The sequence below is a fragment of the Pyxidicoccus xibeiensis genome, from assembly GCF_024198175.1.
Lineage (GTDB): Bacteria > Myxococcota > Myxococcia > Myxococcales > Myxococcaceae > Myxococcus > Myxococcus xibeiensis.
The window spans coordinates 583,962-608,804 of sequence record NZ_JAJVKV010000003.1 but is presented as its reverse complement, the minus strand read 5'-3'; the positions used below and the strand labels follow the sequence as shown (position 1 = coordinate 608,804).

Sequence of the window (24,843 nt, the reverse complement as noted above, 5' to 3'; positions counted from 1 at the left end):
CGGGCCGACGCTCAGGTGCCCGCTGTCTGACGCGGCACGTTGTCGGCGGGGGCCAATTCGGTCGGCAGTGACACCCCCGGGCGCGCGGCGAGGAGCATCTCCTGCGTGGGTAGGGGGATGCAGACGGAAGATGTGAGGCCCACGTCCGCCAGTAGCCGCGCGTACTCGGAGGCGGACAGCAGGTCGCCCTCGTTCGTCATGAAGCGGCGCAGCCCGAAGTAGAGGTGGTCCAGCGGGCCGTCGCGGCGCTCGCTCAGCACGTACTCGGCGATGAGCAGCACGCCGTCGGGCTTCAGGGCGCGCGCCACCCGGGCGAAGAGGCCCGGCAACGACTCCGGCAGGAGCACGTTGAGCACCTGCGGCAGGATGATGACGTCGAAGGCGGCGGTGCCGAAGTCGTGGGTGAACAGGTCGCCGGGCCAGAAGCGCGCCCGGTCCGCCACCTTGAGGCTCTCCGTGTTGCGGCGCACCTGCTCCAGCACCACCGCCTGGTCGAAGTAGGTGACGTGCGTGGTGGGCGTGGCCCGCGCGAAGGCCGCGCCCCACACGCCGGAGCCGGTGCCGATGTCCAGCACCTGGGCGCCCTCCAGCGGCCGGGCCCGGGCCAGCGTGGTGGCCGCCCGCCGGCTGAGCTGGAAGTGCGAGGCGAACACCGCCGTAATCTGGTTGGAGTTGTCCGCGTAGAAGCGCCGGCTCACCTCCGGGTCCTTCAGGTCCAGGATGAAGCGCTCGTGGCGCACCGTCTCGTCCAGCCGGCCCAGCGCCTCCCAGTACTGCGCGGACACCGACAGCGAGCGCACCAGGTACGCCAGCGCCTTGCCCTCCAGCAGCTGCCGCGCCTCCGGGGACAGGCTCCACGCGCCGCCGTCTTCCCGCGTCAGGCCGAGCTTCGCCAGCACCTCCAGCAGCACGCGCAGGCCCGCCGTCGTCAGGTACGTGGCCGCGCCCAGCTCCGGCAGCGTGCGGGGCGCGGCGGCGAGCAGCTCCAGCAGGCCCAGCCGCCCCACCGTGATGAGCAGCTGCGTGCGCGCCCCGCTCCGGGCGAAGCGGTCGAAGAAGTCTTCCGCGTCGGAAGGCGCGGCGGGCGTGTCCGCGAACAGCTCGCGGTAGTGGCCCAGCACGTCCCAGCGCTGGCCGCCGTGCTCCACGGGCTCGCCGCGCTTCACCGCCTCGTCCAGCATTCCCAGGGGCTCCCACCACGGCAGCTCGGCCTGGAGTCTCCCTATAAAGGAGGGGGTGCGCAGCAGGGCCGCCACCGGCCGCGCCAGCGCGAAGCGGCGCCCGTCGTCCTGGCCCTCCTGGTGCGCGAGGCCCAGGCACACCAGCAGCTCCAGCAGCGCGCGGGTGCCACGCGGGGACGTGCCCAGCGTACGGGTCAGCGCCTCCAGGGAGACGGGCGGGCCGTCGCCTTCCACCGGCAGTGCCTCGAAGAGGCCCACGCGCAGCGAGGCGCGCAGCAGCGCGGACTCGTTGGAGGCATTGCGGGCCCAGAAGTGGAGCGACTGCGCCAGGGAGGGGCTGGGCGACGCCGTCATCGTGCGGTCTCTCTCGAAGGGGGGAGCAGCAGGGGAGGGCAGCTTCATCCGGCCACCCCGGCGCGCGCAACCCGAGGGGGCGTGGCTTGCCTCCCCCGGGGGGCTTCTCTATCGTCACGGTCCCCCCATGGCCCGTCGAGCGGCGCGCTGGCAGCGCAACCGCCCGCCATCGCCGCCGTGCCCGCATCGCGAGGAGTCTCCGGTGACGTTGGTGTCGTTCGCCCTCCAGAGCGTGCTGGCCCGGCCCCGCAGCTGGGTGGTGGCCCTGCTGGCGGCCGGCAGCGCGGTGCTGCTCACCGTGGGCTCGGCCTTCGTGGAGGGCATCTCCGACGGCACGCAGCGCAGCCTCATCGAGAGCGGCACGGGGCACCTGCAGCTCTACAACTCCACCTCCCCGGGCGAGCCCGTGGTGGTGACGGACTCCAGCGGCGTGCCGGAGCTCAAGCCGCTGCCGGACTTCCCCGCCGTCGAGGCTCGCCTGAAGGCCCTAGAGGGCGTGCGGGAGGTGGTGCCGCTGGAGGTGGGCTGGACGTGGGTGGCCCGCGGCAACTACCTCGACGAGAAGCTGGCCTCGGCCCGGGCGGTGGCGCGCGAGCCGGCCTCCGCCTCGCGTGACGCGCGGCTGGCGCTGCTCGCGGAGGACCTGCAGCGCACGCTGCGCGACGTGGTGCGCGACGACGCCCGCCGCGCGGAGGCCTTCGCGTACCTGAAGGAGGAGGAGGCCCGGGAGGACCGGAGCGCGCTGGAGGAGGTGGGCACGCCGGCCTTCTGGGAGCGCTTCCGCGCCGAGCCGCTGGACACGCTGGAGTACCTGGAGAACCGCGTGGCCCGGCAGGTGGGCGAGGGCCAGGCCATCGACGTGGAGTACCTGGCCTCGGACCTGGAGCAGTTCCCCCGCGCCTTCCCCCGCTTCGAGCTCGTCACCGGGAGCCTTCCGCCAGCGGGCCAGCGGGGGCTGCTGCTGGGGCACGGCCTGTACGAGCAGGGCTTCAAGCTGCCCATCGCGGCGCTGCTGGACCAGGTGCAGCGGGAGCGCGAGCGGGGCGCCACCTTCGCCATGGACGAGTCGCTGACCACGCTGGCGGAGCGCTGCCGCGTGGAGCTGCCGGACCTGCTGGCCCGGCTCGACGGAGAGCGCTCGCGCGCGCTGACGCAGGTGCTGGAGAAGCTCTTGGGCCACCCGGGCGGGCTGGAGCCGCAGCTGCGCGAGTTCCTCACGCTGGACGACGCCAACTTCGACACGCGCTACGCGCAGTTCCAGCGCGAGCTGGCGCCCCACCTGCCGCTGTACCGGGTGAAGCCCGGGGACTCGCTGGTGCTGATGGGCGCCACCAGCGCGCTCGGCGCCAGCGGCGTGCCGGTGAAGGTGTGGGGCACGTTCCGCTTCAAGGGGCTCGGCGGGGACACCAGCCGGGTGAACACGCTGGGCCTGGTGGACCTGGTGACGGCGCGCTACCTCGCCGGCCGGCGCACCCAGGCCGAGGTGGAGCAGGCCCGCCGGGACATCGAGGCGCTCGGCATGGGCGGCCCCGTGACGGACCTCAGCAGCGCGCTGCGGCCGGCCACCATCCTCGAGGAGCAGGCGCCCGACAGCGCCGGGGGCCCGCCGCCGGAGCCTCCGCCCTTCGAGCGGCACGAGGCCTGGCCCGAGCGCTTCACCGCGGAGGAGCTGCGCGGGGGCAGCGTGCTGCAGGCGGCGCTGGTGCTGGCGCCGGAGGCGGACCCCGAGGCCGTGGCCGCGCGCATCGACGGGCTGGCGAAGGAGGCCGGCCTGCCGCTGGCCACCGTGGACTGGGAAGCGGCGGGCGGGCTGCTCGCCGGAATCGTGGGAATGACGCGGGTGGTGCTGCTGGCGTTCTCCGCGCTGCTGGCGCTGTTCGTGGTGCTGGTCTCCGCGAGCACGCTGCTGGTGCTGGCGCGAGAGCGCATCGGCGAGGTGGGCACGCTGCGCGCGGTGGGCATGCAGCGGCGGGAGGCCTTCGGCGTGCTCCTCCTGGAAGGGCTGGTGCTGGGCACCCTGGGGGCGGGGCTGGGGGCGGGGCTGGGCGTGGTGCTGCTGCGGGTGCTCGCGGGCGACGGCGTCTCCATCCAGGACGAGTCGCTCCAGTTCTTCATGGGCGGGGCGGTGCTGGAGCCGCAGCTGTCCGCCACGGCCGTGGTGGCGGTGGTGGTGGGCGTGCTCGCGGTGGTGGTGGCCGCGTCGCTGGTGCCCGCGTGGCGCGGCAGCTCGGTGGAGCCCATCGTCGCCATGCGCAAGAGGGAGGACTGACGCCATGCCCAACCTCCTTCGACTGGCCCTGCGCAACCTGTTCGCCCACTGGGAGCGGGCCCTGCTGCTGCTCACCGTCACGGCGGGCGCCAGCGCGGTGCTGGTGCTGTCGCTGGCGCTGTCCGCGGGCGTCGCCTCCGCGCAGCGCGAGGCCATCACCACCTTCCTGAGTGGCGAGCTCAACGTCGGCGGCTTCTTCAAGGTCCACCCGGACAGCATCGCCCCGGTGATGGGGGACGCGGGCCGGGTGCGCGAGGTGGTGGCGCCGCTCGTCCCGGCCGGCTGCCACCTGCGCGAGCGCGGGCGCAGCCGTGCCACCGCGGGCGTGGCCCTGCGCCGCTTCTCCTCCTACATGGTGTCGGTGGACGTGGCCGGCGAGCGCGGAGCGCTCGGAGCCTTCCGCGTGCGGGAAGGCGCCCTGGACGCGCTGGCCCGGCCGCGCACGGTGGCGCTCTCCGCCACGGTGGCCGAGGCGCTCCAGGTGGGCAGGGGAGGCGTGGCCACGCTCTTCGCGCAGCCGGTGGGGACGCTGCGGCGCAACGCGCTGGACGTGGAGGTGGTGGCCATCCTGGAGGACGCGGGGCTGCTGGGCGGGTCCGCGGGCATCCTCACCTCCAACGACACCCTGCGGGAGCTGGACGGCTACCGCGCCGGGGCCGCCGGGGTGCTGCAGCTCGTCTGTGACGGCGCCGAGGCGCAGGTGGAGGACCTGGACGCGCTGGGCGGCACGTGGCGCGAGGCGCTGCGAAAGGCGGGCTTCGAGGTGCTCCCAGCCCTGCACCAGGCCTACGGCGACAAGCTGGCCCCCATGCTGCGCGAGGGCTGGCGCGGCCAGCGCCTGGACGTCACCACGTGGCAGGACGAGTCCGCCTTCCTCTCCTTCGTGACGGACGGCCTGGGCGCGCTGACGCTGCTGCTGGGCCTGGTGGTGCTGGGCGTCGTCGTCGTGGGCCTCTTCACGGCGCTGAGCGTCGCGGTGCGCGAGCGGACGCGGGAGATTGGCACCCTGCGCGCCATGGGCATGCAGCGCCCGTCCGTGGTGGGGCTCTTCATGCTGGAGGGACTGCTGCTGGGCCTGCTGGGCTCGGCGGGTGGGGCCGTCTCGGCCCTGGCCCTGTGCACGCTGCTGCGGGACACCGTCTCGCTGCCCGGCCCCCTGGTCACCTTCTTCTTCAGCACCACGCTGCCGCTGGAGCCGGGCCTGGGCGCGGCCGTGCTCGCGGTGGGGCTCGTCACCGCTGCCGCGGGCCTGGCGGCGCTGGTGCCCGCGTTCCGCGCCGCCTCGCTGTCACCCCGTTCCGCCATGGAGTCCCTGTGATGCACCCGCTCGCGTCCACCCGCCGCTTCGTCGCCGTGCTCGCCGTGCTGCTGCCGCCCTTGCTGGCGGGCGCCGCGGACAAGGCCGCGAAGCCCGTGGCCGGCGGCGAGAAGCCGTCCGCGCAGGAGCTGCTGCGCCGCATCGACGAGCGCATGTCCTTCAAGAGTGACTACAAGGGCACCGTGCGGCTGCGGGAGCTGCGCAAGGACGGCACCGAGCAGCTGATGGAGGTGCAGGTCTACCGGCGGGACACGTCTCGCGACCTGCTCATCTACGTCACCAACCCCAAGCACCTGGCGGGCAGCGGCTACCTGCGCATCGGCCGCAACCTCTGGGAGTACGAGTCCTCCACCGGCCAGTGGCAGCGCACCACCCAGCGCGGCAACATCATCAACACCGTGGCCTGCGAGGAGGACTTCGACCGCTCCCGGCTGGCGGAGAACTACGACGTCAAGGACGAGGGCGAGGAGGTCGTCAACGGCACGGCCTTCCGGAAGCTGCACCTCACCATGAAGAGCGGCGTGGAGGTCTCCTTCGACCAGCTCCGGCTGTGGGTGGACCCGGGCTTCAACATCGTCAAGCGCATCGGCTATGCGTCCTCCGGCCGGGTGCTCCGCACCGACATCATCCGCAGCTACCAGCCCATCAAGGACCCCGCGGATGGGAAGGTGGCGTACCCCTACAAGGAAGTGGTGGAGAGCGAGGAGACGGGCGGCTCGCAGTTCACCGTGCGCTACGACGACGTGGTGCTGGGGCGCCTGAGCCCCAACATCTTCACCAAGACGTGGCTGGAAGGGCGCGTGCGCTAGGCACGGGCGCCCGGCCCGGCTCAGCGCACGAGCCGGGAGAGCAGCTGCCGGGCGAGCTCCTCCACGCGGGGCGGGTGCAGCAGGGTGGCGTGGTCCCCTGGCAGGGTCAGCAGCTCCAGCCGCGCTCGCGACAGGTGCCGCTCCCAGCCGAGCGTCTCGTCACGGACCTCCGCCAGCGTCGCCGCGCAGGAGATGAGCAGCGGGCGGACGTGCGCGGGCGGGGTGACGTTCCACGCCGCCGCCTGCGGCGTCAGCACCTCGCCCAGGATGCGCCACACGCGCGCCAGGTCCCTGCCCACGACGTGGGGGGACGCCATTCCCCGGACGCGGGCCCGCTCCGCCACCCGGTCCCACTTCGCCTCGGGCGCGAGCGGGGCCAGCTCCTGCACCAGCGCTTCGTCATACACGCCGTACTCGTCGGCGATGGCCAGCACCGGCTCCAGGCCCTGCGTGGGCATGGCCACGCGCAGCGTCTGCGAGGTGAGGGTGTCCACCATCGCCAGCAGCTCCACCTGCTCGCCCTGTGCCTCCAGCAGCGTGGCGACGCCCAGCGCCGGGTAGCCGCCGTACGAGAAGCCCACCAGCCGGTAGGGGCCGTGAGGCTGCACGGCGCGCACGTCCCGTGCGTACGCGGCCACGCGCTCGTCGAAGGAAGCCAGCGGCCGGTCCGGCGTCAGCGTCTCCGGCGCCTGGATGCCGAAGCAGCGGAAGCGCGGCTCCAGCAGGGGCACCAAATCCCTGTAGTGGTAGACCTCGCCGTCGCCGCCATGGAAGAGGAAGAGGGGCGCTGCCGTCTCGGGAAGGCCCCGGCTCGCCAGGCGCACCACGCTGCTGACGGGCGGCCCCTCGCGGAAGTGCTCCAGCAGGGCCTCCGCAGACTCCTTGAGCGTGGGGTTCTGGAAGATGACGGCCAGGGGCACGGGGATGCCGAACTCCTCCTCCAGGCGCGCCAGCAGGCGCATGGCGACGATGGAGTCGCCACCGAGCACGAAGAAGTCGTCCGTGACGCTGACCCCGGGGCGCTCCAGGATTTCCTGCCACAGCCGCTGGAGCGTCAGCTCGAGCGTGGTGCGGTAGGCCGTCTCCAGCTTCGCCGGGGCCGCGGTCGGCAGTGGCGCGGAGGGCGCCGCCGCCTCCAGAGCGGGGAGGGCGTTGCGGTCCACCTTGCCGTTGGCGTTGATGGGCAGCTTCTCCAGCACCACGAACGCGGCGGGCACCATGTACGCGGGGAGCTGCGCCGCCACGTGTTCGCGCAGTCCTTCCGCGCGCACGGCGGCCGGGGCCTGGACATAGGCGTACAGCGACTGGACTCCCGCCGCCGAGGCGCGGGCCACGACAACGGCCTCCTCCACCTGGGGCGCGCGGCGCAGGCAGGTCTCGATTTCCGACAGCTCGATGCGGAAGCCGCGAATCTTCACCTGGTGGTCCACCCGGCCGAGGAAGCGCAGCCGGCCGTCCGGCAGCAGCCGGGCCAGGTCTCCCGTCAGGTACATGCGCGCGCCGGGGACACCTGAGAACGGGTCGGGGATGAAGCGCTCGGCCGTCGCGTGCGGCGCGCCCAGGTAGCCGCGCGAGAGCGCCGCGCCACCGATATAGACGCTGCCGGGCAGCCCCGGCGGCACCGGCTCCAGGTGCTCGTCCAGCAGGTAGAAGCGCACGCGCGGAATGGGGCGGCCGATGGGGAAGGTGGGCGCCGTGCCCACGCCCTCCGCGCCGGGGATGTCGCAGGTGGCGGAGGTAATCGTGCACTCGGTGGGGCCGTAGACGTTGACCCACGGCGCATGTCCACCGCCCACGCGCACCCAGGCCTCGAAGGTCTCGCGCTTGAGCACGTCGCCGCCCGGGGCCAGCAGCTTCAGTCGCGCGGGTACGCGCTGGCCCAGCGTCTCCATCTGGCGAATCCACTCCTCGATGTACGTGGGAGGCAGGCTGATGAGGGTGATGCCCAGCTCCTCCAGGTACGGCGTCATCGTGTGCGCGGGGACCAGCCCGTTGCGCAGGACGACGGTGCCGCCCACCACCAGCGGCGGGTAGAGGTCCTCGGCCGCCGCGTCGAAGGTGAGCGGCGCGAAGTTGAGCATCCTGTCGCCCGCGCACAGGCCGAAGCGCTGGACGATGGCGAGGTTGTGGTTCACCACCGAGCGGTGCTCCACCATGACGCCCTTGGGCTCACCGGTGGAGCCGGAGGTGAAGACGATGTACGCGAGCTGCGCGTCCGGCACCTCGCGCGGGCCGGGCCCCAGGTCCTCCGGGAGCGACGCGGGCTGGGGCGGCACCTCCGCGAGGGGCACCAGCTCGTAGTGCTCGGCCAGCGCCTCCGCGTCCACCCACAGGCGGCGGATGCCCGCGCGCTCCAGCACCGCGAGCTTGCGCGGCTCGGGCCAGCCCGCGTCCATCGGGACGTACGCGCCACCCGCCTTGAGGATGCCCAGCAGCACCGCCAGGGCCTGCGCGGACGGCTCCATCACCACGCCCACGCGCTCCTCGGGACGCAGGCCCTGCGCCAGCAGCCGGCGCGCCAGGTGGTTGGCGCGGGCGTTGAGCTCCGCGTAGCTCCACGTGGTCTCCCCATGAGCCACCGCGGGCCACGTGGGCGTGCGGCGCACCTGGGCCTCGAAGAGGGTGTGGATGCACGCACCCGGGGGGATGGCCTGCGTGCCACCGTCCAGCGCGGCCAGCACCGCGGCCCGCTGCGGGCCGGACAGCAGGGGCAGGCGCGACAGCGGCGCGTCCGGAGCGCGCACGGCCGAGGCCACGAGCTGCTCGAAGGCCCGCGCCATGCGCTCGCCGGACTCCGGGGTGAAGAGGGCGCCATCGGCGGAGACGCTGCCCTCCAGCGCGCCGTGCGCATCCTCGACCAGGTTGACCACCACGTCGTAGGCGGGGATGACGCCCCCGGTCTCCAGCTCCGACACGGTGAGCCCGCCGAGGGACGGGGTGCCGGTCGCCTCCAGCAGCAGCAGTGCCTGGGCCAGGGGGGGCGCGGTGCGGGGCCCCTCCGGCAGCACGGCGTCCGAGATGCGCTTGAAGGGAACCTCCTGGTGGGTGGAGGCATGGGCCACCACGGCCTGGACGCGCTGGAGGAGCCCGCGGAAGGACGGGTTGCCGGACACGTCCGTGCACAGGGGCAGGACGTTGGCGAAGTAGCCGGCCATCCGCTCCGTCTCCGGCAGGGTGCGCCCGGAGAAGGGCGAGGCCACCACCACGTGGCCCTGTCCGCTCAGCCGGTGCAGCCAGGCCTGGGTGAGCGCCAGCACCGCGGTGAAGGAGGAGACGCCTTCACGCCGCGCCAGCTCCCGGAGCGCAGCCGCGTCCCCTGCGGACAGCGACACGCGCACCGCGCGCATGTTGTCGTTGAGCGCGGGCGCCCGGCGCGGGAAGTCCAGCGGCAGGTCCAGCACCGGAGGCGCGTTCGTCAGCGCCTGCTTCCAGGACGCGAGCCCCGCCTCGTCGCGCGCGGGGTCCTCGCCCCTGCGCCACGGCATCACGTCCGCATACTGGAGCTCGAGCGGCGGCAGGAGTGGAGCGTGGCCAGCGAGCGCGGCCTGGTACGCGGCGGCCAGCTCCTCCATGAGGGCCTGGAACCCCAGGGCGTCGATGACCAGGTGGCTGACGGAGAGCACGAGCACGTGACGGGTGCCCGCCGCGTCCAGGCGGAGCAGCTCGAAGCGATACAGCGGGCCGCGAGCCACGTCGAAGTGCAGGTGGTCGTGCCGCCCCTGGGCCGCCCGCGCCGCTTCGAGCGCCGCGTCGGGTGACAGGTGCGACAGGTCCGTGCGCGTCAGGAGCGGGAGGACGGGAGGACCCGTGCGCACGAAGACGGTGCCCTTCTCCAGGAAGAACACGGAGCGCAGCGTGTCGTTGCGCTCGACCACCGCAGCGAGCGCCGCCTCCAGCAGGTCGGGCCGGAGGTCACCCTCCAGCGCCAGTCCCAGGGTGAGCGAGAAGGGCGGCGCGTCCGGCAGCTGCAGCGCGTACCAGACGCCCTCCTGCACTCCGGAGGCGGGATGCGCTTCCTGTCTCGGCTGTGCCCGCCTCACTCGCGGCTCCCCGGTGCGCGGGGCCAGGGCGACGTTGCGCGCCAGCCCCGCCACGGTGGGCGAGGCGAAGAACGCACTCAGTGGAAGCTCCACGCCCAGCTCCTGCCGGACGCGGGCCACCAGCCGGGTGGCGCTCAGCGAGTGGCCACCCAGCGAGAAGAAGTCCGCGTCGCGCGATATCTCGTCGACGCCCAGCAACTGCCGGAAGAGGCCGGCCAGCAGCGCCTCCATCGGGCCCTGGGGCGGCTCGCCGCCCACGTCCTCTCGCGAGGGCACGGGGAGGGCCCGCGTGGCCAGGGCCTTCCGGTCCACCTTGCCGTTGGCATTGAGGGGAAGCGCGCCCAGCACCACCAGCCGCGAGGGCACCATGAACGCCGGCAGGCGCTGACCCAGGGCTTCGCGCAGGGAGGACTCGGACGTGGTGGCGTCCACGGGGACCACCCACGCCACCAGCTCCTTGTCGCCGGGGCGGCGCTCGCGCGCGGTCACCACGCAGGCGCGCACCGAGGGCAGCGCGGTGAGCGCGGCTTCCACCTCGCCCAGCTCGATGCGCATGCCGCGCACCTTCACCTGGAAGTCCGCGCGGGTGACGAACTCCAGGCCTCCGTCCGGCAGGCGGCGGCCCAGGTCTCCCGTGCGGTACAGCCGCGCGCCCGGCGTCTGCGCGAAGGGGTCTGGCACGAAGCGCTCCGCCGTCAGCTCGGGACGGTGGCGGTAGCCGCGGCCCACGCCGATGCCACCGATGTAGAGCTCACCCACGACGCCGAGGGGCACGGGGTGGAGGGCCTCATCCAGGACGTGCACCTCCATGCCGCGCTTGGGCCGGCCGATGGGCGTGCTGGTCCCGGCGGGCGGCGCCTGGAGGGGGTGGAGCGTCGCGGTGTCGGAGCACTCGGCGGGCCCGTAGGCGTTGACGAGCGTCACGCCCGGGTACCGCTCGAACCAGGCACGGCAGACGGCCGGCGGAAGGGCCTCACCGATGGTGGCCATGCACCGCAGCCGCGCGAAGGCGGGCGGAGCGTCGGCGGTGTCCTCCAGCAGGGCCTGGAGCACGGAGGGCACCAGCTCCACGACGGTGGCGCCACGCGAGTCCAGCTCGGTGGCCAGCCGCCGCGGCTCTCTCGAGACGTCGTCGGGGACCATCAGCGTCGTGGCGCCAAGCGTGAGCGCGCCGAGCATCTGCCACACGGAGATGTCGAAGCTGAGGGCCGCCGTCTGCGCGATGACGTCGCTCTCGCGAATGCCCAGGCCCTCGCACATCCCGAGGATGTGGTTGAGCATGCCCTGGTGGTGGACCATCACGCCCTTGGGCACGCCGGTGGAGCCCGAGGTGAAGAGCACGTAGGCGAGCGCCTCCGGCGAAGCGCGCCCCGTCAGGGGCTCGGCGCTCTCCGACTCCAACGCGTCGAGTGACAACCGCCTGGGGCGCGAAGCTGGAGGCATCAGGGCCAGGGCCTCGGAGACGAGCGCCTCGGTGGGCCCTGTCGCCAGGAGGAACGGCGCCTGGCTCTCCGCGAGCAACTGAGCCACGCGCGCCGGAGGCAGCTGGGCATCCAGCGGCAGGTGGGCGCCGCCGGCCGTGTGGACTGCGAGGACGCCGCGCACCAGCGCCTCGTCCCGGGGGCCGACCACCGCCACCAGTGCTTCGAGTTCCACGCCCTGGGCAGCCAGCCGCCTCGCGGCCCGGTTCGTCCACGTCGCCAGGGCACCATAGGTCCACTGGCCGCCGTCGAAGGACAGTGCGACGCGCTCTGGTGCGCGGCGGGCCTGCGCGGCGAAGACCTCGTGTACGCACGACGCCGGAGGCTCAACGGAGACGGGGCGGGCCTCGCGCAGCGCTGCGTCGCGCTCGTCCCGGGTCAGCAGCGGCAGGCGGGCGACGGGCGTCTGGGGTGCGAGGAGGGCACCCTCGAGGAGCTGGAGGTAGTGGGCCAGCATCCGCTCGGCGGTGGCTTCCTCGAACAGGTCGGTGCTGTGCTCGAGCGTGAAGGTGAAGCCGGCCTCGTCCTCGATGGCGTAGAGCGCCAGGTCGAGCTGGCTGGTGCGGGTGTCGATGGGCAACTGCCGCGCGTCCAGCCCCGGGAAGGCGCCCTCCAGCGACGCTTCCACCCGGTTGAACTCGAACATGACCTGCACGAGCGGGGAGTGGCTGGTGGCTCGCTCCACCTGGAGCTCCTGCACCACGCGCTCGAAGGGCGCCGCCTGATGGGAGAAGGCCTCCAGCGTGGTGGCGCGCACCTGGGACAGCAGGTCGGAGAAGCGCAGGTCCGGTGAGACCTGGGCGCGCAGCACCACGGTGTTGATGAACAGGCCCACCACCTCCTCGGTGGCGGGGTGCGAGCGGCCGGAGACGGGCGTGCCCACACACAGCTCGTGCTGTCCCGAGTACCGCTGCAACACCGCCATGAAGGCCGCGCACAGGGGCATGAAGGGCGTGACCTGATGCTGACGGCACAGCGAGGCCAGGGTGCGAGACAGCTCGGGTGACAGGCGACGCGCGCGGGTGAGTGCTCCGCTGTCTCCCCGTGCCGCCGGACGGGGCTTGTCGAGTGGCAGCGAGAGCAGGGTGGGCGCCCCCGCGAGCTGGCGCTTCCAGTAGTCGAGGTGAGCCTCCTCGTGAGCGCGCACGGCGGAGGTGCGCTGCCAGGCGGCCACGTCCAGCGTGTCCAGGGAAACGGGAGGCAGCACGGGCTCGAGCTGCTGGCTCAGGGCGGCATAGGCCTGGGCCAGCTCGCGCATGAGCACGTCCAGCGACAGGCCATCCACGAGGATGTGGTGCAGCACCAGCAGCAAGACATGGTGCTCGGCACCCAGCCGGAAGAGGTGGAAGTGATAGAGCGGCCCGCGCTCCATGGAGAAGTGGCGCGTGGACTCTTCACGCAGCCGCTCCCAGGGAACGGCTGCCCCGACGGCCTCCTCCACGTGCAGCACCTGGGAAGGCATCGGTTGGAGGCGAGGTGCCGGGCGCCCCTCGTCGGAGACGAAGGCGGTCCGCAGTGACGCGTGGCGCTCCAGCAACAGCCGCAGCGCGCCCTCCAGCGCGGCGAGGTCCAGCGCTCCCCTCAGCTCCACGGCCTCCGGAATGATGTACGCGCGCAGCTCTGGCTGGAGCTGGTGCAGGAACCACAAGCGCTCCTGCGCGAAGGTCGGCAGCGGAGGCTCGCTGGCAGGCCTGGACGTCGGCGCGGGCAGGGGCGGGACGCGCACCAGCTGCTGGGCGGACAGCGTCCGGGCCAGCGTCTCGACGGTGGGCGAGGTGAAGAGCGCCGCCAGGGGCAGCTCCACGCCGAAGGACTGACGGATGCGCGCCACCAGCCGGGTGGCGCTCAGCGAGTGGCCCCCCAGCGAGAAGAAGTCCGCATCGCGTGACACTTTCTCCCGGCCGAGCACTTGGCCGAAGAGCAGGGCCAACAACTCCTCCACAGGGCCACGAGGCGATTGCAACGCGGTCGCCTCGGCTCCCGAATCGGAGGTCTCCAACGGCAGCGCCGTGAGGGCCTTGCGGTCCACCTTGCCGCTGGTGGTGGTGGGCAGCGCGTCCAGCACGCGCATGCGCGAGGGCACCATGGCCTCGGGCAGCACGGAGGCCAGCGATCTGCGCAGGGCGCGCACGTCGTCGGCGGCCTTCTCCAGCACCAGGTACGCCACCAGCTCCGTGTCCTTCGCACCCTGTCGGGCCACGACGGCGGCCTGCCGCACGCCGGAAAGGCGCAGCAGCGCGGCCTCCACCTCTTCCAGCTCCACGCGCGCACCGCGCACCTTCAGCTGGAAGTCGGTGCGGCCCAGGAAGGTGAGCGTGCCGTCCTCATTCCACCGCGCCCGGTCTCCGACGCGATAGAGGCGCGCACCGGGCTCGGTGCTGAAGGGGTCCGGGATGAAGCGCTCGGCCGTCAGGTCCGCTCGGCCACGGTAGCCACGGCCCAGGCCGCTGCCGCCGATATACAGCTCACCGGGCACGCCCACGGGGAGCGGTCGCAGTGCTGCGTCCAGGACGTAGAGCTGGCTCCGGTCCGCGGGCCGGCCCAGGCTGACGGGCCGGTGGGCCACGCACACGTCCAGGGCGACCGCGACGCTGGTCTCGGTGGGGCCGTAGGCATTGACGATGCGAGTCGTCGTGAGGGCCAGCTGCCGCACCAGTGCATCGGGCAGCGCTTCGCCGCCGGTGACCATCACCGAGAGTCGGCGCAGCGCCTCGGGGGCCCCGGGCTCCTCGAAGGCGGCAGCCAGGGAGGAGGGCGTGATGACGATATGGGTGATGCCGTGCTGCACGATGTCGCGGCCCAGGCCCAGCGGCCCCACCTGGCGCAGCACCACGCGGGCGCCGCGAGTCAGGCTGAAGAGCAGCTCCTCCAGGTGCATGTCGAAGGAGAGGCTGCTGGAGGCAGCCCAGACATGGCCCGGAGCGGTGGCGTACAGCTCGTCGAACGCCGCGAAGCAGTGGACGAGGTTGCGCTGGGTGAGCTCCGCGCCTTTGGGCTCACCGGTGGAGCCGGAGGTGTAGAGGACGTAGGCGAGGTGCTCCGGCCGGGCGGGCACCGGAGGGGCGAGGACGGCACCGGAGCGTGACTCGTCGCCAGGCTCCACGTGAGTGAGTCCCGTCTCCACTCCGGCGAAGAAGGCTGGCCGGGAGACGACAAGGCGCGCACCGGACTGGCGCAGGAGGAAGGCACGGCGCACGGCAGGATGCGAAGGCTCCAGCGGGAGGCACGCGGCGCCGCTGAGGTGCACGGCAAGCAGGGCGATGACGTTGTCCGCGGAGCGCTCCAGGCACACGCCCACCACGCTCTCGGGTCGCGCGCCCAGGGCCGCCAGATGCGACGCCAGCCGCGAGGCGCGAGCGAGGAGCTGCGAGAAGGTGAGGGTGACTTCCGGCGTCACCAGCGCGACGGCGTCCGGGGTGCGCTCGGCGGAGGCGCGCAGGAGCGAGGCGAGGGTGGCTTCCTCGTCGAAGGGCCGGTGCGTCGCATTGAACTCGTGCACCACGCGCTGGCGCTCGGCGGGGCTCAGCAGGGACAGCGCGCCTACCGGCTGCTCCGGCGCTTCCAGGGCATGCTCCAGCAGGCGCACGTAGTGGCCCAGCATGCGCTCGGGCGTGGCCGCATCGAACAGCTCGGTCTGGTAGCGGAAGAAGAGCTCGTAGCCGTCACCGTCCTCGACAGCGGTGAGGACCAGGTCGAACAGGCTGGTGCCGTTGTCGATGAGGAGTGGCCGCGCGGAGAGCTCGGAGAACGCCGAGGCCAGTCCCTGCTCCACCCGGTTCAGGTCGAAGAGGACCTGGAACAGCGGGGCGTGGCTGAGGCTGCGCTCGACGTGCAGCGCTTCGACGACGCGCTCGAAGGGGGCCTGCTGGTGGGAGAAGGCTTCCAGCGCGGTGGCGCGCACCTGGGACAGCAGGTCCGCGAACGTCGCGCGGGTGTCCACCCGGGTGCGCAGCACCACGGTGTTGATGAACAGGCCCACCACGTCCTCGACCGCCGGGTGCGCGCGGCCGGACACGGGCGTGCCCACGCACAGCTCGTCCTGCCCCGAGTAACGCTGGAGCAGCATGGCGAACGCTGCATTCAGCGCCATAAACAGCGTGACCTGCTGCTGCCGGCAGACGGAGGCCAGCGCCCGTGAAAGCTGAGGCGACAGCCGATGTCGGCGGGTGAGCGCACCGCTGTCGCTCAGCACCGGCGGACGGGGCCTGTCCGTCGGGAGCGTGAGCAGGGCGGGGGCGCCGGCGAGCTGCTGCTTCCAGTACTCGAGGTGGGCCTCCTCGTGCGCGCGCACGGCGGGCGTGCGCTGCCACGCGGCCACGTCCGCCAGGACGAGCTGCACGGGTGGCAGGGTGGGCTGCTGGTGCTGGCTGAGGGCGGTGTACGCCTGGGCCAGCTCGCGCATGAGGATGTCCAGCGTCAGGCCATCCACGAGGATGTGGTGCAGCACCAGCAGCAGCACGTGGTGCTCGGCGCCCAGGCGGAAGAGGCGGAAGCGGTACAGGGGCCCTGCCTCCAGCGAGAAGGGGCGGGTGGACTCGTCCCTCAGCCGGGCCCATGGCACGTCTGCCTCGGCTGCGTCCTCCACCTGCAGCACCTGGGACGGGAGCGGACCGACGCGCAGCGCGGGGCGTCCTTCCTCGGGGACGAAGGTGGAGCGCAGTGACGCGTGGCGCTCCAGCAGCAACCGCAGCGCGCCCTCCAGCGCACGGATGTCCAGCGCTCCCCGCAGCTCCACGGCTTCGGGAACGAGGTAGGCGCGCAGCTCCGGGTGGAGCTGGTGGAGGAACCAGACGCGCTCCTGCGCGAAGGACGGAAGCGGAGGCTCGCCAGCGGGCCTCGGCGTCGGCGCGGGCAGGGGCGGGACGCGAGCGAGCTGATGGGCCGCGAGCACCTGGGCCAGCGACTCGACGGTGGGCGAAGTGAAGAGGGCCGCCAGCGGCAGCTCCACGCCGAAGGACTGGCGCACGCGGGCCACCAGCCGGGTGGCGCTCAGGGAGTGGCCCCCCAGCGAGAAGAAGTCCGCGTCGCGCGCCACCTTCTCCCGGCCCAGCACCTGGCCGAAGAGGAGGGCGAGCAGCTCCTCCACGGGGCCACGCGGAGGCTGCCACGCGGTCTCCCCGGTGTCGGAGAGGTCAGCGGCCGACTCCAGGGGAAGCGCGGCGAGGGCCTTGCGGTCCGCCTTGCCGCTGGTGGTGGTGGGCAGCGCGTCCAGCACGAGCATGCGCGAAGGCACCATGGCCTCGGGCAGCACGGAGGCCAGCGACTTGCGCAGGGCGCGCACGTCCGTGCCTGCACTCTCCAGCACGAGGTACGCCGCCAGCTCCGTGTCCTTCGCACCCTGCCGGGCCACGACGGCGGCCTGCCGCACGCCGGAAAGGCGAAGCAGCGCGGCTTCGATTTCCTCCAGCTCCACGCGCACGCCGCGCACCTTCAACTGGAAGTCGGTGCGGCCCAGGAAGGAGAGGGAACCGTCGTCATTCCAGCGGGCACGGTCACCCGTGCGGTAGAGGCGTGCACCCGGTTGGCCGCTGAAGGCGTCGGGGATGAAGCGCTCGGCCGTCAAATCCGCGCGGCCCTTGTAGCCCCGGCCCAGGCAGGTGCCGCCGATGAACACCTCACCGGGCACGCCGACGGGAAGCGGCTGCAGGGACTCGTCGAGGACGTAGAGCTGACACCTGTCCAGCGGCCGCCCCAGGCGCACGGGCTTCGTGGGCAGCGAGAGCTCTGCGGCGACGTTGATGCTCGTCTCGGTGGGGCCGTAGGTGTTGACGAGGCGGGTGGTGGTGAAGGCCAGCTGCCGCACCAGGGAATCGGGCAGCACTTCACCCCCGGCCACCAGCACCGACAGCCGACGCAGGGCCTCCGGAGCCCCGGGCTCCTCGAAGGCGGCGGCCAGGGAGGAGGGCGTGATGACGATATGGGTGATGCCGTGCTGCACGATGTCGCGGCCCAGGCCCAGCGGCCCCACCTGGCGCAGCACCACGCGAGCGCCGCGAGTCAGGCTGAAGAGCAGCTCCTCCAGATGGATGTCGAAGGAGAGGCTGCCGGAGGCAGCCCAGGTATGGCCGGGAGACGTCGCGTAGAAGTCGTCGAACGCGGCGAAGCAGTGGACGACGTTGCGCTGGGTCAGCTCCACGCCCTTGGGCTCGCCGGTGGAGCCGGAGGTGTAGAGCAGGTAGGCGAGGTTGTCGGGCCCGGCGGCCCGAGGCGTGGCGAGCACGGCATGAGGCAGGGACTCGTCACCGGGCTGCACCAGCGGCACACCGGCCCCGGCGCCCTCGAAGAAGGAAGGCCGCGAGACGACGAGTGACGCACCGGACTGGCGCAGCAGGAAGGCACGGCGCGCGGCAGGATGCGAAGGCTCCAGCGGCAGGCAGCCCGCACCACTCAGGTGCACGGCCAGCAGCGCGACGACGCAGTCGACGGAGCGCTCCAGGCACACGCCCACCACGGCCTCGGGACGAGCGCCGAGGCCCGCCAGGTGCGAGGCAAGCCGGGAGGCACGGGCGGCAAGCTGGGAGAAGGTGAGGGTGCCCTCGGGAGTCACCAGCGCCACGGCGTCCGGCGTGCGCGCGGCGGAGGCCAGGAAGAGCGAGGCGATGGTGGCATCGCTGTCGAACGGCCGCTGCGTCTCGTTGAACTCGCGCACCACCCGCTGCCGCTCCGCCTCCGCGAGCAGCGACAGCCGGGTCAGAGGCGCTTCGGGCGACTCCAGCGCATGGGCGAGGAGCTGGAAGTACTGCGCCCGCATCCGCTCGATGCTGGCCTCCTCGAAGAGCTCGGTGCGGTACTGGAGGAAGAGGTCGTAGTGCTCCCCGACCTTGTACACGGTGAGCGACAGCTCGAACGGGCTGGCGCCCGGGTCCAGATGCAGCGAGCGCGCGTCGAGCTCGGGGAACGCACCGGGGAGCGGGTGCTCCAGCCGGCTCAGGTCGAACATCACCTGGAACAGGGGCGAGTGGCTGAGGCTGCGCTCGACGTGCAGTGCTTCGACGACGCGCTCGAAGGGAGCCTGCTGGTGGGAGAAGGCCTCCAGCGCGGTGGCGCGCACCTGGGACAGCAGGTCCGCGAACGTCGCGCGAGTGTCCACCCGGGTGCGCAGCACCACGGTGTTGATGAACAGGCCCACCACGTCCTCGACCGCCGGGTGCGCGCGGCCGGACACGGGCGTGCCCACGCACAGCTCGTCCTGCCCCGAGTAGCGCTGGAGCAGCACGGCGAACGCGGCATACAGCGCCATGAACGGCGTGACCTGGTGCCGGCGGCAGACGGAGGCCAAGGCCCGGGTCAGCTCTGGAGGAAAGCGGTGGCGCTGCGTACTGGCGCCCCTGTCCCCAAGGACTGCGGGCCGGGGCCGGTCCGTGGGCAGCACGAGCCGGGATGGCGCTCCCGCGAGCTGCTGCTTCCAGTACGCGACGTCCGCTTCCTCGCGCGCCTCCACCGCGGGCGTGCGCTGCCAGGCCACGACATCCGCGTAGTCGAGCTCCGGCGCCGGCAGCGCGGGCGCGCGCCGCTCCCGCAGGGCGGCATGGGCCTCGCCCAGCTCACGGACGAGGATGTCCAGGGACATGCCGTCCATGACGATGTGGTGCATCACCAGCAGCAGCACATGGTGCTCGGCACCCAGCCGGTAGAGGCGGAAGCGGTACAGCGGCCCTCGCTCCAGGTCGAAGGCGCGCGCGGACTCCTCGCGCAGCCGGTGCCAGGGCACTTCCCCACCGGACGCGGTGCAGTCCTCCACGTGCAGGACGCGCTCCGGCACGGGCTGCGGCCGGGGCACCGGGCGGCCCTCGTGGACCACCAGGGGCGTGCGCAGTGTGGGGTGGCGCTCCAGCAGCAGCCGCAGCGCACCCTCCAGCGCGTCCACGTCCAGCGCGCCCCGCAGCTCCACGGCCTCCGGGAAGTTGTAGGCCCGCAGCTCCGGCTGGAGCTGGTGCAGGAACCACATGCGCTCCTGCGCGCCCGACGCGAGCGCCGGTGCACCCTCGGGCCGGGGCTCCGGCGCCGGTAGGGGCGGCACGCCAGCGCGGTTCCCCTCGGACAGCTCGCGCGCGAGGTCCGCGACGGTGTGCGCGGCGAACAGCGTGGCCAGCGGCAGCTCCACGTTGAAGGCCTGCCGCACCCGGGCCACCAGGCGCGACGCGCTCAGCGAGTGCCCACCCAGGTCGAAGAAGCTGGCGTCCCTCGCCACCACCTCCAGGCCCAGCACGTGGCAGAAGAACTGCGCCAGCACTTCCTCCACGGGGCCGCGCGGCTCCTGGCCGGGGGCCAGCGACTGGGGCGCGTAGGCCTGGGCCGGCAGCGGCAGGGCCGCGAGCGCCTTGCGGTCCACCTTCGCGTTGGCGGTGAGCGGCAGCGACTCCAGCACCACCACCACGGAGGGAACCATGAACTCGGGCAGCCGCTGCTTGAGGGCCGCGCGCAGCTCTCCCGCGTCCACCGTCCCGCCGGAGACGGGCACCACGTAGCCCACCAGGCGCTTGTCGCCGGGGGACTCCTCGCGCGCCACCACCACCGCCTCCAGCACGGACGGGTGCGCGAGCAGCGCGGACTCCACCTCGGGCAGCTCGATGCGGAAGCCGCGCACCTTCACCTGCGCGTCCGCGCGCCCCACGAAGTCCAGCACGCCGCCGTCCCGCCAGCGCACCAGGTCCCCCGTGCGGTACATGCGCGCCCCGGGAGTGCCGCTGAACGGGTCCGGCACGAAGCGCCCGGCCGTCAGCGCGGGCTGCCCCACGTACCCGCGCGCGAGCCCCTCACCGCCGATGAACAGCTCGCCGGTGACGCCCACGGGCACCGGCTCGCCGTGCTCGTCCAGCACGTAGGTGCGCAGGTTGTTGATGGGCCCGCCGATCGGCACCGTGCCCGTCACCTGCGACGCCGCCCGCGTCGTGAAGGCGGTGGCGAACACCGTCGTCTCCGTGGTGCCGTAGCAGGCGGTGACGGGCAGCCCCAGCGTCTCCACCACGCGGCGCACGTGGGCCGGAGGGATGACGTCGCCGCCGGTGAGCACCTGCCTCACGCCGCGCAGGACCTCCAGGTGCTCCTCCACCACCTGCGAGAACAGGCCGGTGGTCAGCCACAGCGTCGTCACGCCGGTGTCGCGCACCACCTGCGCCAGCTCTCGCAGGGACGGCGCCTGCGGCGGCATCACCACCAGCCGGGCGCCGTACAGCAGCGCGCCCCAGATTTCGAACGTCGACGCGTCGAAGGAGATGGGCGCCAGCAGCAGCAGCGTCTCGTCGGGGCCGAAGCGGGCGTAGTCCACGCCGAGCTGGTTGCGCAGCACGCCCTGGTGCGTGGTGCCCACGCCCTTGGGCCGCCCGGTGGAGCCGGACGTGAAGTCCACGTAGGCCAGCGTGTCGGGCAGGGCTCGCGAAGGGGGCGCGTGCGTGGGCTCGCCGGAGAGGGACAGCTCCTCCAGCAGCACCGTGCTCAGCCCCTCCGGGAGCTTCGACACGAAGGCGCGCGTGGTGACGAGCACGCGGGGGCGCGCGTCCTCCACCATGGCCGCCAGGCGCTCGCGCGGATACGTCGGGTCCAACGGGACGTACGCGCCGCCGGCCTTGAGGATGGCCACCAGGGCGACGACGAGCTCCAGCGAGCGCTCGACGGCGAGCGCCACGCACGTGTCCGCGTCCACGCCCAGCCGGCGCAGGTGCCACGCCAACTGGTTGGCGCGTGCGTCGAGCTGGCGGTAGGTGAGCCGCGCGTCCCCGAACTCGACGGCGACGTGGTCCGGGAAGCGGGCCACCACCTGCGAGAAGACCTCCGGCAGGGTGGACTCGCGCGGATAGTCGGAGGCGGTGGCGTTCCACTCCACCAGCACCCGCTGGCGCTCTGCGTCCGTGAGCCGGGTCGGTGCGATGACGGTGTTCCTCGGGAGCGGACGTGCGGCGGCGGGCTCCGGCGGCAGGCCCTCACCGGGCGTGGCGGAGTCGGAGTCGGAGGGCGCGGTCATGGTGGGCGGGGGAGGGCGTCACAGCTTGAAGCGGAGGCTCAGGCCGGCGCGGAAGAGACCCAGGTCCGTCGCGGGGACGCTCGCCACGGAGGGATCGGGTTGGAATCGGAACTCACCGCCCTTCGGGCCGAAGGGCACTTCCACGAAGCCCGCGATGCCCACCTCGTTCTTCGTATAGAAGTTGAAGTCCAGCCGGCCGAGGTACGACGGGACATCCACGTTGCCGAGCAGGGTGAGCGATACCGTTGGGATGGCGGGGCTGCGCTTTGTGACGGACAGCTGGGCCAGGCCGTAGTAGCGGCCGAAGAACAGCGGCTGGTAGTCCCCGGTCGACACCAGCCACGTGAGCAGCCCCGGGTCGCTGCCCCCGAGCTGGTTGTAGAAGCCCTCGAGCCGCACGACGGCCTGGTAGAGGTCGACGAGGCGCAGCCGCAGCGACACCCCGCCGCTGGCCTGGACCTGCGTCCCCTCAACCTCGCGGCGGACGAAGCCGTCCCCGGAGCGCCGCCAGAGCGGCAGGTCCGCATCGCGCAGCAGGGCGACTTCGGCGTTGAAGTCCAGCGGCCCGACGCCGAGCGAGTAGTCCAGGCCGTAGCGCGGCCGGCGCCGCTCCAGGAAGGACGCGGTGGCGATGAGCTCGCTTGCCCCCAGCGCCACCTCCGCGCGCACCGCGCCACCGTACCGGAGCCGGGGCGTCCCTTCCGTCGGCGAGTCCTCCATGTCAGCCGTGGCGAGCAGCCACAGGTTCGACGCGAGCGACTCCCAGGGGATGTTGACCTTCACCATGTCCACGCCCGAGCGCAGGTCGAAGACGCCGAGCGGGTCCGGATTGGGGTCTCTCAGGAAGTCGGTGGGGTTCCAGATGCGCGAGCTGCCCCACTTGATGTGCTGGCGCCCCGCGGTGACGAAGACCCGGTCGAGCACGCCGAAGTACAGCCACAGCTTGTCGACGCTCGCCCGGGGCGTGGACAGCTCCGGGTCCAGCGGGTCGTACGCCAGGCGCCCCACCACGTACGTGCGCAGGTTCTCCTGCGGCTTGAAGTCGAGGTAGACGTCCACGAGCCCGGGGAAGTACGGCTGCACCGCATTGGCGTCGTCCGAGGCGCGCCGGTTGAGGTCCACCTGGGCGCGCTGGAAGAACAGCGCTCCCAGGGTGAGCAGGTCGGTGCGCTCCCGGCTGGCAGACCCGGACGCGGGCACATCCTCCGGCTCGCTCAGCGGACGCGGCCCGGCCGGCACCTCTTCCCCAGGTCGCCCGGTGCCAGCGCCTTGCCCGGCGTCATCCACGATGCGCGCGGGGCGCAGCTCGTCATCCATGGCGGAGGCGGCTGCACCGGGCAGCTCCCCAATCTCCGCCACCGCGAGGTCCGAGCTCCCCGTCGTGGGGGCCTGCGCGACGGGAGTGAGCCCGGCAGGTGCCGGCACGGGGGCGGCCGGCTCCACAGGCACGGCTACATGGCTCGGAGCCACGCTGACGGAGGCCTCCTTCGGGAGGGACGGCTCCGTGGGGGACGCCTCCAGCGCCTCGGGAGGAGCGAGCTCGGCGGTGAGGGCCCGGCGCCCCCGCGCGGGCGCCAGATACGTCAGGACCCTCACCTCACCCTTCGAGAAAAACACTGCCAGGCCGCGAGAAGCGTAGTGGAAGTAGGGCTCGTTGAGGGGTGACAGCTTCACCTCGTGGCAGGGCTTCTTCGCACGGCCCGCGCGGGGGCAGGCGGGGCCGAACATCCGCTCCACGGTGTCTCGCGACGGAGCGCTCGCGGGATACACGTCGATGCGGCGCAGCCGCCCGTTTCGGGCCTCCACGCGGAAGTCCGCGCGAAGGGTTCCCGCGGGCGCGGCGTCCTCCTCGTAGGTGAGGACACGCTCGTCCTCCACGGTGCGCCGCTGGGTGGGCTCGCCGAAGAGGGCCAGCACCTGTCCCTCGGTGGAGGTGCCGGGTTTCGCCTTCTTCCAGGCCTCCGCGCTCGCCATGCCGCACTGGAAGAAGCACAGCACGGCCAGGGCACGGGCGAGGAGGGCTGGCATGGGGGAGCGGGAGTCTAACGTACCGTCACGGCGGGACAGCAAGGGGCCGGCCCCCTCCCCGGATGGGGCTTCCGGCAGGCTCCCCCACCCATCCAGGACGGTGCCGCGGCGCGTTCGGAGGCTCCCGAGCCTGGCCGCACGGCCAGCGTGTTGACAGGCGCCCCGGGTTGCCCCGAGCATCTCCTCTCATTCCGTAAGAAGGAGGAGTCATGGCGTCGGAAGAGCTGCCTCAGTCGTCCATTGCACCGGCTGTTGCCTCCACCACGCCCGAGGCCGCCGCCGCCCCGGTGGCCGCCGCTGCTCCGGAGAAGCTCGACGAGCTCGAGGAGATCGACTTCCTCCTCGAGGAGATTGAAAGCAAGATTGCCCCGCTCGCGCTCGCGTGAGCACGGCCCTCGGAGCGCGTGCGTACCCGGAGTCCTTCGCGGCCTTCTGGCACCCCGTCGCGTTCTCCAGTGAGCTGAAGGAGCGCCCGCTCCCGGCCCGGCTGCTGGACACGGACCTGGTCGTCTGGCGCACGGGCTCCGGCGTCGCCGCCACCCAGCGGTACTGCGCCCATCGCGGCGCGGACCTGTGCGGCGGTGCGCCCGTGGCCGAAGGGCTCCGCTGCGCCTTCCACGGCTGGACGTACGGGCAGGACGGGCGCTGCGTGCGGATTCCGTCGCAGCCGGCGGGCGCTCCCATTCCGGAGCGGGCCCGGCTCGCGTCGTATCCGGCGACGGAGCGCTACGGCCTCGTCTGGGTGTGCCTGGCCACCGGGCCCGCGGCGCCGCTGCCCGAGTGGCCGGAGCTGGAGGACGGCAGCCTCGCCACCGTGCCGCTGCCCCTGCTGGACTGGGACGTGTCCGCGGGCCGCATGGTGGAAATCGTCCTCGACGTGGCGCACCTGTCATGGGTGCACGACGGCACCTTCGGCAACCCGCAGCAGCAGGAGGTGCCCGCCTATGACGTGGAGCGGCTGCCTGGCGGGCTCCGGGCGCAAATCACCTATCCCGCCCTCTCGCCGAGCATCGGCGGCGCGCCGCCTCGCGTGGACCGGACCACGCTCACATACGAGGTGACGCTTCCCTTTACTGTGAGGCTCCATTTCAAGCCGACCCTCTTCTATACGCACACCGTGTACGCGGTGGCCTCGCCCTGCTCGGAAGAGAAGATGCGGTGCTTCTACTTCGCCTCGTACCATCCGAAGATTCGCAACTTCGCGGACATGTTCGTGAAGTCGGAGCTGGCCATCCTCGAGCAGGACCGGCGCATCGCCGAGGGGCAGCGCCCGAAGGCCCACCCCCTGGACTTCGCGGGTGAGGTCCATGTGAGGGCGGACCGGTTGCCCATCGAATACCGCCGCGCCGTCGCCGCCCTCCGTCTGGGACACCCCGTGGACGGCCCCGGCCTGGAGTGAAGG

The 24,843-nt window shown here is 72.8% G+C and carries 8 protein-coding genes; 5 read left to right on the top strand and 3 right to left on the bottom strand.

The features are described 5' to 3' along the window. Positions 1–11: 11 nt before the first annotated feature. Positions 12–1,583 carry a class I SAM-dependent methyltransferase gene (locus tag LXT23_RS50110; RefSeq protein WP_267146693.1) on the bottom strand — a complete coding sequence of 524 codons (1,572 nt, stop codon included), beginning with the start codon at positions 1,581–1,583 and terminating at the stop codon, positions 12–14. A 154-nt stretch (positions 1,584–1,737) separates the two neighbouring features. On the opposite strand from LXT23_RS50110, the gene LXT23_RS15200 reads away from it, so the two are divergent. From LXT23_RS15200 to LXT23_RS15190, 3 genes are read left to right on the top strand one after another with little or no spacing between them, the layout of a single operon-like run. Next, entirely contained in the window at positions 1,738–3,804 is a 2,067-nt protein-coding gene (locus tag LXT23_RS15200; protein WP_253980888.1) for an FtsX-like permease family protein, read from the top strand. 4 nt (positions 3,805–3,808) lie between these two features. Further along, positions 3,809–5,122: an ABC transporter permease gene (locus tag LXT23_RS15195; protein ID WP_253980887.1), complete on the top strand. Its 1,314-nt coding sequence runs from the start codon at positions 3,809–3,811 to the stop codon at positions 5,120–5,122. Next, positions 5,122–5,931 carry an outer membrane lipoprotein-sorting protein gene (locus tag LXT23_RS15190; protein ID WP_253980886.1) on the top strand — a complete coding sequence of 270 codons (810 nt, stop codon included), beginning with the start codon at positions 5,122–5,124 and terminating at the stop codon, positions 5,929–5,931. Before LXT23_RS15195 ends, LXT23_RS15190 begins: the two co-directional genes overlap by 1 nt. 20 nt (positions 5,932–5,951) lie before the next feature. Here LXT23_RS15190 and LXT23_RS15185 read toward each other — a convergent pair whose 3' ends face one another. Next, on the bottom strand, positions 5,952–21,413 hold the full coding sequence (locus LXT23_RS15185) for a non-ribosomal peptide synthetase (RefSeq protein ID WP_253980885.1): 15,462 nt from the start codon (positions 21,411–21,413) through the stop codon (positions 5,952–5,954). Positions 21,414–21,431: 18 nt separating this feature from the next. Then, complete coding sequence (locus LXT23_RS15180; protein ID WP_253980884.1) at positions 21,432–23,441, bottom strand: hypothetical protein; 2,010 nt, start codon at positions 23,439–23,441, stop codon at positions 21,432–21,434. A 209-nt stretch (positions 23,442–23,650) separates the two neighbouring features. On the opposite strand from LXT23_RS15180, the gene LXT23_RS15175 reads away from it, so the two are divergent. Next, positions 23,651–23,827 (top strand): Xan family putative trans-acting RiPP leader peptide, encoded by a 177-nt coding sequence (locus LXT23_RS15175; protein ID WP_253980883.1) that lies wholly within the window; start codon positions 23,651–23,653, stop codon positions 23,825–23,827. Then, on the top strand, positions 23,824–24,840 hold the full coding sequence (locus LXT23_RS50365; protein ID WP_253980882.1) for a Rieske 2Fe-2S domain-containing protein: 1,017 nt from the start codon (positions 23,824–23,826) through the stop codon (positions 24,838–24,840). The genes LXT23_RS15175 and LXT23_RS50365 overlap by 4 nt, the downstream gene beginning before the upstream one ends. Positions 24,841–24,843: the final 3 nt, after the last annotated feature.